At 69.3% G+C, this 11,751-nt stretch carries 13 protein-coding genes and 1 riboswitch; of the genes, 5 read left to right on the plus strand and 8 right to left on the minus strand.

Annotation, left to right across the window (positions count from 1 at the left end; all coding sequences use genetic code 11):
- Positions 1–39 precede the first annotated feature (39 nt).
- On the plus strand, positions 40–636 hold the full coding sequence (locus tag JOD67_RS38845; RefSeq protein WP_205122648.1) for a type IV toxin-antitoxin system AbiEi family antitoxin domain-containing protein: 597 nt from the start codon (positions 40–42) through the stop codon (positions 634–636).
- Entirely contained in the window at positions 633–1,526 is an 894-nt protein-coding gene (locus JOD67_RS38850) for a nucleotidyl transferase AbiEii/AbiGii toxin family protein (protein ID WP_205122649.1), read from the plus strand. The genes JOD67_RS38845 and JOD67_RS38850 overlap by 4 nt, the downstream gene beginning before the upstream one ends.
- A gap of 15 nt (positions 1,527–1,541) precedes the next feature.
- Here the strand turns inward: JOD67_RS38850 and JOD67_RS38855 are convergent, their stop codons facing one another.
- Both JOD67_RS38855 and cds1 read right to left on the minus strand, forming a co-directional pair.
- A complete protein-coding gene (locus JOD67_RS38855; protein WP_205122650.1) occupies positions 1,542–2,705 on the minus strand; it encodes a MalY/PatB family protein in 1,164 nt (387 codons plus the stop codon).
- On the minus strand, positions 2,702–3,805 hold the full coding sequence (gene cds1 / locus JOD67_RS38860) for an L-cysteine desulfhydrase Cds1 (protein ID WP_205122651.1): 1,104 nt from the start codon (positions 3,803–3,805) through the stop codon (positions 2,702–2,704). The genes JOD67_RS38855 and cds1 overlap by 4 nt, the downstream gene beginning before the upstream one ends.
- Before the next feature lie 104 nt (positions 3,806–3,909).
- Here cds1 and JOD67_RS38865 point away from each other — a divergent pair, with 104 nt between their 5' ends.
- A complete protein-coding gene (locus tag JOD67_RS38865; protein WP_205122652.1) occupies positions 3,910–5,499 on the plus strand; it encodes a calcium-binding protein in 1,590 nt (529 codons plus the stop codon).
- Here the strand turns inward: JOD67_RS38865 and JOD67_RS38870 are convergent.
- The 3 genes from JOD67_RS38870 to JOD67_RS38880 form a co-directional block, all read right to left on the minus strand.
- Positions 5,465–5,722 (minus strand): CBU_0592 family membrane protein, encoded by a 258-nt coding sequence (locus JOD67_RS38870; RefSeq protein WP_205122653.1) that lies wholly within the window; start codon positions 5,720–5,722, stop codon positions 5,465–5,467. The genes JOD67_RS38865 and JOD67_RS38870 overlap by 35 nt on opposite strands.
- Before the next feature lie 7 nt (positions 5,723–5,729).
- Positions 5,730–5,799: riboswitch (guanidine-III (ykkC-III) riboswitch) on the minus strand.
- An 11-nt stretch (positions 5,800–5,810) separates the two neighbouring features.
- Positions 5,811–6,113, minus strand: coding sequence for a DUF4229 domain-containing protein (locus JOD67_RS38875; protein WP_205122654.1), 303 nt, complete (start codon positions 6,111–6,113; stop codon positions 5,811–5,813).
- A complete protein-coding gene (locus tag JOD67_RS38880; RefSeq protein WP_307782709.1) occupies positions 6,110–7,069 on the minus strand; it encodes a threonine ammonia-lyase in 960 nt (319 codons plus the stop codon). Before JOD67_RS38880 ends, JOD67_RS38875 begins: the two co-directional genes overlap by 4 nt.
- 122 nt (positions 7,070–7,191) lie before the next feature.
- Between JOD67_RS38880 and JOD67_RS38885 the strand changes: the two genes are divergently transcribed.
- Both JOD67_RS38885 and JOD67_RS38890 read left to right on the plus strand, forming a co-directional pair.
- The gene (locus JOD67_RS38885; RefSeq protein ID WP_239554256.1) at positions 7,192–7,593 is read left to right on the plus strand and encodes a PLD nuclease N-terminal domain-containing protein; all 402 of its coding nucleotides are present in this window, start codon (positions 7,192–7,194) and stop codon (positions 7,591–7,593) included.
- 33 nt (positions 7,594–7,626) lie between these two features.
- Positions 7,627–8,271: a DUF899 domain-containing protein gene (locus tag JOD67_RS38890; RefSeq protein ID WP_205122657.1), complete on the plus strand. Its 645-nt coding sequence runs from the start codon at positions 7,627–7,629 to the stop codon at positions 8,269–8,271.
- Between the two features lie 158 nt (positions 8,272–8,429).
- Here JOD67_RS38890 and JOD67_RS38895 read toward each other — a convergent pair whose 3' ends face one another.
- The 3 genes from JOD67_RS38895 to resB are packed head-to-tail and all read right to left on the minus strand — an operon-like array spanning position 8,430 to position 11,751.
- Complete coding sequence (locus JOD67_RS38895; RefSeq protein ID WP_205122658.1) at positions 8,430–9,170, minus strand: phosphotransferase; 741 nt, start codon at positions 9,168–9,170, stop codon at positions 8,430–8,432.
- A gap of 20 nt (positions 9,171–9,190) precedes the next feature.
- Positions 9,191–10,162 (minus strand): c-type cytochrome biogenesis protein CcsB, encoded by a 972-nt coding sequence (gene ccsB / locus JOD67_RS38900; protein WP_307782710.1) that lies wholly within the window; start codon positions 10,160–10,162, stop codon positions 9,191–9,193.
- On the minus strand, positions 10,159–11,751 hold the full coding sequence (gene resB, locus JOD67_RS38905) for a cytochrome c biogenesis protein ResB (protein WP_205122659.1): 1,593 nt from the start codon (positions 11,749–11,751) through the stop codon (positions 10,159–10,161). The genes ccsB and resB overlap by 4 nt, the downstream gene beginning before the upstream one ends.

Here is an 11,751-nt window from a genome sequence, read left to right on the forward strand (position 1 = left end):
TCCTGCAGAGGTCGAGCTAACCTCTGTAGGATTTCATACATGCCTCGCGAAGCCGCACTCGACCGCCTCCGTCGGATCGGCCCGTCCTTCCGGTCGAAGGACGCAGTCATGGCTGGTGTTTCATGGCGGGACCTGTACGCGTTGCGAGATGACGGCGAGATCCTGGAACTCTCACGAGGGTTGTATCAGTTGGCCGACACGATCGGTGGTGAGCTCGACTTCGTCGCCGTCAGCGGGCGCGCCCCGCACGGAATGGTCTGCCTGAACTCGGCGCTCGCCCATTGGGAGCTCAGCGACGAGATCCCGAGGAGGGTGCATCTGGCCGTGCCCGAGGGGTCGCATCGTCCCAGCATCGACTACCCACCGACCCACGTCCACGTCTTCGCGGCCCGAACGTTCCTCCTAGGCCGACTCAAGGTGGACGGAGACCGAGGCGAAGCATTCTGGATCAGCGATCGGGAACGCACCTTGGCAGACGTGTTCCGGCTTCGCCATCTCGTTGGCGAGGATCTAGCGCACGGGGCACTACGCCACTATCTGCAGAAGCGACCAAACACCGGACAACTCGCAGAAGTTGCCAGGCCTCTACGGGCCTGGGGGGCGATCTCGGCGGCGCTTAGGGTGCTTCAGTCATGAACAAACCAACCAGGGCGACCACTGCCGGTCGCGTCTACCTCGACCTGCGTGCGCGCGCCCGACATGAAGGCCGGTCGACCGACGAACTGCTCGTGTTGTATGTGCTCGAACGCTTCCTGTTCCGCGTCTCCATCTCACGGCATCGACAGCGGCTCGTCCTCAAGGGCGGAATGCTCTTGGCTGCGATCGCGGAACGGCCCCCCACCCGTGACATCGACCTTCTTGCCGAAACGGTTTCCAACGACACCGCAACCATCTCCGCGATCATCGGCGAGATAGCTGACCTTTCCGTTGACGACGGGGTCGCCTTCGACCCGGCGCTCCTCACCGCGGAAGCGATACGGGAGAACGAGATCTATCCGGCAGTCAGAGTCACCATGCCGGCGCACGTGGACAGAGCTCGTCAAACCCTGCGGGTCGATGTCAGCGTCGGAGACCCCGTCACCCCCGCCCCGACCAAGATCGCGTATCCCGCATTGTTGGGCGATACGTTCGAGGTCTTGAGCTATCCGGCCGAAACCGTGCTGGCAGAGAAGTTGGTCACGATGGTCGATCGAGGCGACGCCAACACTCGCGACAGAGACTTCGCGGACGTGCTCCTGCTGATCGATCAGCGCCCAGTGGACGCCTCGCAACTCGCTGCGGCCATAACCGCGACGGCGAACCACCGCGGTGTGACCGCTCGCTCGATCGCGAGCGTTCTCGTCACGCTAGCCGACGAGCGACAAGCGGACTGGAAACGCTTCCTCGCTCGCTCCGACCTCGAGCAGAGACTTCCGGGCAACTCTCGAACCGCCGTCGCCCACGTCGCCGCGTTCGCGGACCCCATTCTCACGGCGATGGTGACCGAAGGGCGTTGGGACCACGAACGAGCGCGATGGATGACTTAGCCGTCGACGCCGTGACTAGCTCTCGACTGCGGAGGCCATGCGGGCGACGGCTTCGGTGAGGATGGCCTTCGAGGTGGCGAAGTTGAAGCGGACGAAGCCCGTTCCCTCTTCCACGCCGAAGTGGTGGCCGCCGACTGCGGCGACGCGGCCCCGCTCCAGGAAGGCGGCGGCGGGGTCGGGGCCGAGGCCCAGGTCGCGGCAGTCCAGCCAGGCGAGGTACGTCGCGTCCGGCAAGGCGTACCGAACGCTCGGCAGCTTCTCCGCCAGCAGCGACTGGAGCAACGTGCGGTTGACAGCCAGGTAGTCCAGGGTTTCCGTCAACCAGGGAAGACCGGAACGGAACGCTGCGATGTTGGCGGCGATGCCCAGCACGCTGCTGCCGACGAGGATCTCCGCCGGCAAGGTCTGCAGTGCCTTCGACACCTCGGGGCTGCCGGCCAAGGCCATCGCGCACTTCAGGCCGGGGACGTTCCACGCCTTCGAGGCGGACACGAACGTCACCGACCGCCGAGCGACGTCGGACGACAGTGACCAGAACGGCACGTGCCGCGCGGCGCCATATGTCAGCGGCGCGTGCACCTCGTCCGACAGCACGACGACGTCCGAACGTTCCGCGATCTCCGCCATCGCGGACAGCTCACCAGCGGTGAACATCCGCCCCGTCGGGTTGTGCGGGTTGCAGAGCAGGAACGCCGACACGTCTGGCCGCGCCAGCGCCGAGGCCAGCCGGTCCAGGTCGACCGAGGGCCGGCCCGAAGCAGCAAAGACCAGCGGCACCGACACCACACGGCGCCCGACGTACGGGACCGACTCGAAGAACGGCGGATAGGCCGGCGTGAGGAACGCCACCCCCGAGTCCGGCGGCGTCAACACCTCGAGAGCCACCTGGATCCCGCGCATGATGTCCGACACCACGTAAGCCCGCGACGGATCCACAGCGACCCCGTACCGAGCAAGCGCGAACGACGCGAAAGCGGAAGGCAGCTCGCCCACCCACGGATAGCCCGTGTCGCCCCGGTCGACGAACGAGTGCAGCACCTCGCGGATCGGCGGCGCGAGCGGGTAGTCCATCTCCGCCACCCACACCGGCAGCACGTCCGGCGGAAACGCCCGCCACTTCTCCGACTGCCGCTCGCGCAACGCGGACAAGGACAGGTCGTCGTACAAGGACGAGCTCACGGCTCCACCCACTCCCCATTCGCGCCGAACCGGCTCAATGTCTCCGTGTATGACTCCAGCTCGAGGTGCTGCGCCGCCACCCACGCGTCGTCGTAGTACGTGTGCGCGTAGCGATCCCCGCCGTCGCAGATCAGCGTCACCACGCTGCCCTGCCGCCCCGCCGCCAGCAGCTCCGACACCAACCGCAGCGCGCCCCACAGGTTCGTGCCCGTCGAGCCGCCGGAACGACGACCCGTCACCCGCGCGAGATACCGCATCGCCGCGATCGAGGCACCGTCCGGCACCCGCATCATCCGGTCGACGACGGTCGGAACGAACGACGGCTCCACCCGGGGCCGCCCGATGCCCTCCACCCGCGAGCCCACGCCCGTCCGGTCGGCGTCGTTGTACCGCCACCCGTCGTAGAACGCCGACCCTTGCGGATCGACCACGCAGACCCGGGTGTCGTAGCGGCGGTACCGCACGTACCGGCCGATCGTCGCGCTCGTCCCGCCCGTTCCGGCGCCGACGACGATCCACTCCGGCACGGGATGCCGTTCGGCGGACAGCTGCTCGAAGATGCTCTCCGCGATGTTGTTGTTGCCACGCCAGTCGGTCGCGCGTTCGGCGTAGGTGAACTGGTCGAGGTAGTGCCCGCCGGTCGCCTCGGCCAGCCGCTTGGACTCGGCGTAGATGCCGCGCGCGTCGTCGACGAGGTGGCACTTGCCGCCGTACAGCTCGATCAGCGCGATCTTCTCCGGCGACGTCGACGCCGGCATCACGGCGACGAACGGCAGCCCGAGCAGCCGGGCGAAGTACGCCTCGCTCACGGCGGTCGAACCGCTGGAGGCCTCGATGACGGTCGTGCCCTCGCCGATCCAGCCGTTCGTCAACGCGTACAGGAAGAGGGACCGCGCGAGCCGGTGCTTGAGGCTGCCGGTCGGGTGGACCGACTCGTCCTTGAGGTAGAGGTCGATGCCCCACTCGCTCGGCAGCGGGAACACGTGCAGATGGGTGTCGGCGCTGCGGTTGGCGTCGGCCTCGACGCGCCGGATCGCCTCGTTCACCCACGCCCGGTCGAACGCACACCGGCCCTGCGTCGAGTCGCCCGTACATGACATGCGCCGAGAGTAGCCCGTTCCCCGATATAGGCACCTTCTACCGATGCGGCACCTAGACGGCACCGACTTCACTACGGCGGACAAGTCATACGGGAGGGATAGAAATGCGCATAGTCAGACGACTCGCCGTCGGCCTCGTCGTCGGGGCAGGGATGGTCGCCGGCACCAGCGTGCCGGCGCACGCCGCGCCGATCGCCACGTTCGGTGCCGGGGTGCTCACGGTCTTCGGCGACAACCTGGACAACTCGTTCACGGTCAGCCGCGGTACGACCGGCACCATCCTCGTCAACGGCGGCGCGGTCCCGGTCTCGGGCGGGACGCCGCGGATCGAGAACACGACGCTGATCCAGGTCTTCGGGCAGGGCGGGAACGACACGCTCACGCTCAGCGAGCTCAACGGCCCACTGCCCCGCGCCAACCTGTTCGGCTCGGCCGGCAACGACACTCTCACCGGCGGCGCCGGCGCGGACCAGCTGTTCGGGCAGGTGGGCAACGACACCTTGAACGGCGCCGGCGGGAGCGACTTCCTCTTCGGTGGTTCGGAGAACGACACGCTGGTCGGCGGTCGTGGAGCCGACCAGGTGTTCGGCGAGGCCGGAACGGACCGCCTGGTCTGGAATCCGGGCGACGACCGGGACGCGCTCGAGGGCGGTGCGGGGACCGACACGGTCGAGGTGAACGGCGAGGAGAGCGCCGAGCGGTTCACCGCGACGGCCGTGGGTACGCGGGTCCGCTTCGACCGGCTCGGCGCCGCTCCGTTCGCGCTCGACATCGGCTCCTCGGAGGAGCTTTCCCTCGTGGCGAGGGGCGGTGACGACACGTTCGACGCGGTGGGCAACCCGGCGATCAAGCTGCAGGTCGACGGCGGGGCGGGGAACGACACGCTGACAGGCGGCAACGGGGTCGACGTGTTCCTCGGTGGCGACGGTATCGACGTCGTCGACGGCCGGCAGGGCAACGACGTCGCGTTCCTCGGCCCGGGTGACGACGTCTTCGTCTGGAACCCCGGCGACGGCAGCGACGTGGTCGAGGGACAGGACGGGACGGACGAGCTCGGCTTCAACGGCAACGCCGCGAACGAGAAGTTCGAGGCCTCGGCGAACGGCGGCCGGGTGCGCTTCACCCGCGACGTCGGCTTCATCGTCATGGACCTCAACGACGTCGAGTCGATCGCCGCGAACCCGCTCGGCGGCGCCGACACGGTCACCGTGCAGGACCTGTCGGGCACCGACCTGGCGACGTTCCACGCCCAGCTCACCGGCCTCCTCGGCGGCGAGGTCGCCGACCGGGCGCCGGACAACGTGATCGTGCGCGGGACGAACGGCGACGACGTGGTCATCGCGCACGGCGACTCGGAGCTCGTCTCGGTCGAAGGACTGGCGACGCAGGTGAACGTGGTGACGGGCGAGCCCGGCGACCGGCTGGCGTTCTCCGCCTTGTTCGGCGACGACGTCCTGGACGCGACTGGGCTGACGTCGACCGCGCCGCAGCTCGAGGCCGACGGCGGCGAGGGCGACGACGTCCTGATCGGCGGCGACGGCCCCGACATCCTGCGCGGCGGCCCGGGCGACGACGTCCTGCTCGGCGGTCCTGGCCGCGACACCATCGACGGCGGCGAGGGCGACGACGTCGAGCTCGAGCTACGCGGCCGCGAGTGGCTCATCCAGCACGGGAAGTCGGACGTATTGCCTTAGCCCGTTGTGTGAGCCCGACGAGGGAGACGAGTGCCCAGACGCCTTCGAGCAGCAGGAAGCCCCACTGGCGTTCGTGAAACGCGAGCACGGCGAGCACGCTGGCGCCGACGGCGTTGAGCAGGAGGTAGGGAAGCGAGTTGGCGTCGACGACCTTGGCCTGGGAGAGCACGAACGCTCCGAGGACGAGGACGGCGCCAACGAGCTGGACGATCTGTTCGGTCATGGTGTGGTGCGGGCCGTCTTTACACCACCGGGTACGGCTCGCTACTCGTCCGGGTCAGCCCCAGACCGGAGCCGACCAGTCGATCGTGTCACACCTCGCGGCGCGGCGGCTGGTGAGCTTCCTCACCCGGCTGGGCGTCGAGCGCCTCGTCTTCCTTGCGGGCGGACTCGTCGATGCGGTGCTGGACCTTGCGGAACGCCTTCGACAGCTCGGCGCCGGCTTCGGCGCCGCGCTGGCGGAGCAGCAGCCAGGACAGGCCGGCGGTGAAGACGATCGCGAGCATCGCGACCAGCCAGACCGAGACCTGGCTGCCGAACAGGACGTACAGCACGCCGAAGCAGCCGGCGAAAACGGCCGCCCGGAGCAGGCTGTAGATCAGGAACGTTCTCATGGTCCGTCCAGTGTCTCTCCGAGGATCTCGGCCAGGCGCGGGGGGTCGATGTTGCCACCGGAGACGACCGCGACGACGTCGCCAGGCGGGAGCGAGCCGGAGTGGGCGAGGTAGGCAGCGACGGCGATCGCGCCGCCCGGCTCGGCGACGAGCCGGGACTCGGTCGCGAGCGTACGGACGGCGTGCCGGATCTGGTCCTCGGTCACGGTCAGGACCCCGTCGACCCGTTCGCGGATGTGGGCCAGCGTGAGCTCGCTGACGCCGACGCGGACCGAGTCGGCGATCGTCCGGTACGTACGGTCGACGGGCCAGGTGACGCGTTCGCCCACCTCGAGGCTCTCCTGGAGCTCGGCGGCGAACTTGGGCTCGACCGCGATGACCCTGGTCTCCGGGGAGAGCGCCTTGACGGCGGTCGCGATCCCCGACACGAGGCCGCCGCCACCCGTCGGCACGAGCACGGTCCCGGCCGACGGCAGATCCACGAGGATCTCCAGGCCGATCGTCCCCTGCCCCGCGATGACGTCCGGGTGGTCGAACGGCGGAACGATGACGTACCCGTGCTCCTCGGCCAGCGCGAGGGTGCGCGGCTCGCGGTCCTGCGGAGGCACGATCACGACCTCGGCCCCGAGAGCACGAGTGCGCTCGACCTTGACCCGAGGGCTGCCCTCGGGCATGACCGCGACGGCCTTGACGCCGTAGTGCCGGGCAGCGAGCGCGGTGGCCTGCGCGTGGTTGCCGCTGGAATGGCTGATGATTCCCCTGGCGCGGACCTCGGGCGCGAGCTTGCCGACGGCGTTCAGCGCGCCGCGGATCTTGAAGGCGCCGATGACCTGCAGGTTCTCCGGTTTGAGCCAGAGCCGGTCCGCCCAGAGGGTGGGAACGAGCGGGGTACGGACGATGCCGCCCCGGATCCGTTCAGCGGCGGCCTGGACATCGGCGAGGCTGATCAGCGTCACATCGCGACCGTACCGGTCTCTACCCGAGATGAGTTCGCCCGACCTTGCAACCATTCGCGGGCTACGCTCGTTCTTACGGGGCATGGAGTGAGAAGGGAAAGGTCAGGCTAGTGCAGCGAGCTTTGCCGATTCTGATCCTGGTCGCGCTGGCGATCTACTGCCTCGTGGACGTGGTGCAGAGCCCGGCCGACCGTGTGCGCACGATGCCACGCTGGGCGTGGGCGCTGGTGATCGTGGCGATCCCGCTGATCGGGTCGATCGGCTGGCTGGTGGCCGGCCGACCGCGCAACGACCGCGCGCCGCTCGTCGGCGCCGGCCCGGGCGGGTACGGCGGCCTGCCCGGCGACGAGCCCCGGCGCGTGGTGGCGCCGGACGACGACCCGGAGTTCCTGAACAAGCTCAAGCAGCAGCAGCTGTCCAAGGAGAAGGAGCGGCTGCGCAAGTGGCAGGACGAGCTGGAGCGCCGCGAGCGTGACCTCGGCGAGGACTCCAAGTCGCCGGACGAACGTCCCGATCAGCCCTAGCCTCGAGGGTGCGCCGCTGGCAGGGTGACCGCCATGAGCACTGAGACGAACGCCCAGCCGCCTGTCGTGTCCCTCGAAGAGTGGCAGAAGGCGCGGGACGAGCTCCTGGTCGCCGAGAAGGAAGCCACCCGCGCGTTGGACGCCCTCGCCGCACGCCGGCGCCGGCTGCCGATGACCGCGTTCGCGAACGACTATCCGTTCGAGGGCCCGGACGGCACGAAGACGCTGCTCGAGCTGTTCGACGGCCGGCGGCAGCTGGTGGTGTACCAGTTCATGGACAACGGGCCGGACGCGTACTGCCCTGGCTGCACCAACTTCACCAACAACGTGCCGGCGTACGCGCCGTCGGAGCTCGCGAACTACGACATCTCCTGGGCCACGGTCTCGAACATGCCGCTAGCCCAGATCGAGGCCTACAAGCTGCAGATGGGCTGGACGCTGCCGTTCTACTCCTCGCGCGGCACCACGTTCGCCGACGACTGCGGCGCGGGCGGCGGCTTCATGCTGACCGCGTTCCTGCGCGACGGCGACGAGGTCCACCGGACGTACAACACGACGTCGCGCGGCGTCGACCGGGTCCTGTTCACGCACAACATCCTCGACGTCACGCCGTTCGGCCGCCAGGAGGAGTGGGAGGACTCCCCCGCCGGCTGGCCGCAGCACCCGACGTACGGCTAGAGCAGGTTCCGCAAGTCGGCGGCGCTGGCGGATGGGGCACCGAGGCCGCTTTACCTGGCGAATGGGTGCTTTACGTGGCGCGCATCCCACGTAGAGTGGCAAATGATCATGTAAACATGATCATTCGCCCGCCGCTGCGTCGCCTCCAGCCACGTTCGTCACAGGCGCTGGAGCAGGGTCAACACCCGTTCGGCCTGGCGATCCGCGGTGCCCGGTGGGTTGCGGGGCTCGGCCGGACCGCCCGGCAGCAGCAGCCGCAGCCAGAACATGGCCCACAGCCGGCGGGCGGCCAGGTAGCGCGAAGAGTCCACGTCGAAGCGCGCGGCGAACTCCTCCAGCGGCACCTCGCGCGTGGCGAGATGCTCGGCGAAGATCGCCAGCTCGGTGGCCGGATCGGAGATCGTGGCGTCCTCGAAGTCGACGATCCGCACCCGGCTGCCGTCCCACAGGTAGTTGGCGAGGTTCGGGTCGCGATGACCGAGGACGAGCGCGTCCGGCCGCGTCCGCAGCAGTGCCGGGTCCGGCCCGGTCCACCACTCGACGGCGGCGTCGTACGCGGAAGCGGTCACCCCGCACGAGGGGCGCGGGCCGTCGACCAGCATCCGCCCGAAGCGCAGGTCGTCCACCCAGGCACACACCGCCGGCAGCCCGGCGATCGGCACTGCCCAGAGCCGCGTGAGAGCCGAAGCCAAAGCGTCGAGCTGGGACGGCGGGACCGGCGAGCCCGGGATGACCGCCATCACGACCTCAGGCGGCACCGTCTCGAGCGACGCCGACAACGGCAACGGCGCCAGCCCCGGCGAATGAAGAGCCAGGTGCCGGAGCACGGCCCACTCCCGCAGATGCTCGCCCCGAGACCAGGAGACGTACCGCTTGGTCAGCGTCGTCCCGGAGAACATCAGCGCATGCGTGTGCAGCGTCAGATGCCGGAGTAGGAGTGCAGGCCGGAGAACAGGATGTTCACGCCGATCAGGTTGAACAGCAGGCAGGCGTAGCCGGCCAGGGAGATCCAGGAGACCTTGTTCCGCCAGCCGGCAGTCGAGCGCGCGTGCAGGTACGCGGCGAAGACGACCCACGTGATGAACATCCACGTCTCCTTGGGGTCCCAGCCCCAGAACCGGCCCCACGCCCGCTCCGCCCAGATCGCGCCGCAGATCAGCGCGAACGTCCAGACCGGGAACGCGAACGCGTGCAGCCGGTACGCCACCCGGTCGATCGCCTCGGCCGAAGGCAATCGGGACAGGATCCCGCCCAACGGCGCGCCCGACGAGACGGCGCGACGTTCGCCGCGGGCCTTCACCAGCTGCAAGACCGAGGCGAACGCCCCGACCGAGAATACGCCGGTCGCGAGCGCCGCCGCCGACACGTGGATGATCAGCCAGTACGAGCGCAGCGCCGGGATCAGCCCGGACACCGGCGTGTACAGCAGGATCAGCGCGACCATGACCACCAGCAGGATGAACGCGGTGATCGGCAGCCCCAGCCAGCGAATCCGCAGCCGGGGCAGGAACGCGAGGTACACGACGGCGATCACGAACGCGCCGGTCGTGGTGAACTCGTACAGGTTGCTCCACGGCACCCGCTCGGCCGCCAGCCCGCGGCACAGCACGGCCGCACCCAGCAGCAAGGTCGCGAGGATCGACAGCGCGACCCCGATCCGCCCGAACCGGTCGCCGCGGTCGTCCGCGGGAGCCTCGACAGCAGGAGAGGAGTCCGGGACCGGCGCGCCGGCGCCGACCGGCACCGCCGTACGGACGGCGACAGCGGCCGCCGACGTCTTCCGCTCCCGCGTCAACGCCCACTCCGCCGCGTACGCCAGCATCGCCAGCGCGAACACCGCCGAGGCGGAGTACATGAAGTTGTTGGACAGCACCGCGAACGTGGCGGTCACCGCTCCTCCTCAGCCGATCCAACCCGAGCCTGCATCGTTGCCGTGAGCTTGTCGATCTCCGCGCCGAGCTCCCCGCCCTCGGTGCGGTCCAGGCCCGCAACCTCGACGACCGTACGCCCGTCGACCTCGGATACCCGCACCCAGGCCCGGCGGCGACGTACTACAAGGGATAGTAGCAAGCCGCTCAGCGCCAGCACCGCCCCCACGAGCACCACGGGCGTCCCCGGGTCGCGGCTGATCTGCAGGTTGACCCAGCGCGAGTAGCCCTCGAACGTCACCGTGCCCGCACCCGACGGCAACGTGACGGTCTCGCCCGGCACCATCTGATACCGCACCGGCTCACCGTTCGACACCCGGAACTGGGTGAGCTTCGACGTGTCCAGCCGGTACACCGACTGCGGGATGCCGTTGTCCAGGCCCAGATCGCCGTGGTACGCGGTGAGGAACACCGCCGGCGCGACCGCGTCCGGGAACGCCGAGATCGGCCCACGCTGCGGGTCGAGCACCGCTGTCGGCGCGAAAATCCCTTGCAGGCCTAGCTGTTCGGGCCGCGCGTCCGGCACCTTCACCACGCCGGTCGAGCTGAAGTTGCCGTCCTGCGGGAGGAACGGGGTCGGCCCGGTGAACGCGACGTCGCCGTTCCCGTCGCGCACCGTGAAGCGCGGCGCGTACCCGTGCCCGATCAGGTGCACCCGCGAGCCGTCGATCTCGAGCGGGTGGTTGAGCCGCAGGTGGTACTCCCGCGGCTTGTCGCCGGGCGTCGGAACGTACGACAGCTGCGCGTCGAACTCGCGCGCGGCGCCGCGCTGCTCGCCCTGCGTCTCGAACCGTACGGTGAACTTCTCGACCTTCAGCGAGAACGGCGCGAGGCTCTGCTCGTCGAACAGCCGGCCGCCCTGATAGCCGTCGTACTGCGTGACGGTGTTGGAGAAACCGTTCCCCACGACGACCAACGCCGTGCCCTTGAAGCCGAACAGCGTGCCGATCGCGGCGCCGAGCAAGACGACCACGACCGCGAGGTGGAAGACCAGGTTGCCGACCTCGCGCAGGTAGCCGCGCTCGGCCGCCAGCGACGAGCCGTCGTCGACGACCCGGAACCGCCCCGCCTTCAACGCCTCGCCCGCGGACGCGAGCACCGCGGCGGACTCGGTGGAGGAGTCGAACGAGCGGTGCTCCGGCATCCGGTCCAGGTGCCGCGGCGCCGCCGGCGGGCGAGCCCGGAGCGCGCGGACGTGCTGGAACGTACGCGGGACAATGCAGCCGATCAACGAGACCAGCAGCGCGAGGTAGATCGCCGCGAACCACGGCGCACCGAAGACGTCGAACAGTCCGAGCGCGTTGTAGAACGACCCGAGGCCGGGGTTGTCCCGGCGGAACTCGACGACCGAGACCGGGTTCACCTGTCGCTGCGGGAGAATCGACCCCGGCACCGACGCGACCGCGAGCGCGAACAGCAGCAGCAACGCCGTCCGCATCGAGGTCAGCTGCCGCCACATCCAGCGGGCGAACTCGACCGGCTTGAGTGGCGGAGCCGACGGCTTGTCCGGCGCTTCCTGCGCCGGCACGGTGTCCAGGGGCGGAGTCTGCAT

Origin of the sequence: Tenggerimyces flavus, assembly GCF_016907715.1 — a bacterium.
Classification (GTDB): domain Bacteria; phylum Actinomycetota; class Actinomycetes; order Propionibacteriales; family Actinopolymorphaceae; genus Tenggerimyces; species Tenggerimyces flavus.

What these genes read in the sequence shown, in the direction of transcription:
- JOD67_RS38865 (WP_205122652.1), top strand. Translation starts at nt 3,910, where the DNA reads ATGCGCATAGTCAGACGACTCGCCGTCGGCCTCGTCGTCGGGGCAGGG.
- JOD67_RS38875 (WP_205122654.1), bottom strand. Translation starts at nt 6,113, where the DNA reads ATGAGAACGTTCCTGATCTACAGCCTGCTCCGGGCGGCCGTTTTCGCC.
- resB (WP_205122659.1), bottom strand. Translation starts at nt 11,751, where the DNA reads ATGCAGACTCCGCCCCTGGACACCGTGCCGGCGCAGGAAGCGCCGGAC.
- JOD67_RS38845 (WP_205122648.1), top strand. Translation starts at nt 40, where the DNA reads ATGCCTCGCGAAGCCGCACTCGACCGCCTCCGTCGGATCGGCCCGTCC.
- JOD67_RS38890 (WP_205122657.1), top strand. Translation starts at nt 7,627, where the DNA reads ATGAGCACTGAGACGAACGCCCAGCCGCCTGTCGTGTCCCTCGAAGAG.
- JOD67_RS38895 (WP_205122658.1), bottom strand. Translation starts at nt 9,170, where the DNA reads ATGTTCTCCGGGACGACGCTGACCAAGCGGTACGTCTCCTGGTCTCGG.
- cds1 (WP_205122651.1), bottom strand. Translation starts at nt 3,805, where the DNA reads ATGTCATGTACGGGCGACTCGACGCAGGGCCGGTGTGCGTTCGACCGG.
- JOD67_RS38850 (WP_205122649.1), top strand. Translation starts at nt 633, where the DNA reads ATGAACAAACCAACCAGGGCGACCACTGCCGGTCGCGTCTACCTCGAC.
- JOD67_RS38870 (WP_205122653.1), bottom strand. Translation starts at nt 5,722, where the DNA reads ATGACCGAACAGATCGTCCAGCTCGTTGGCGCCGTCCTCGTCCTCGGA.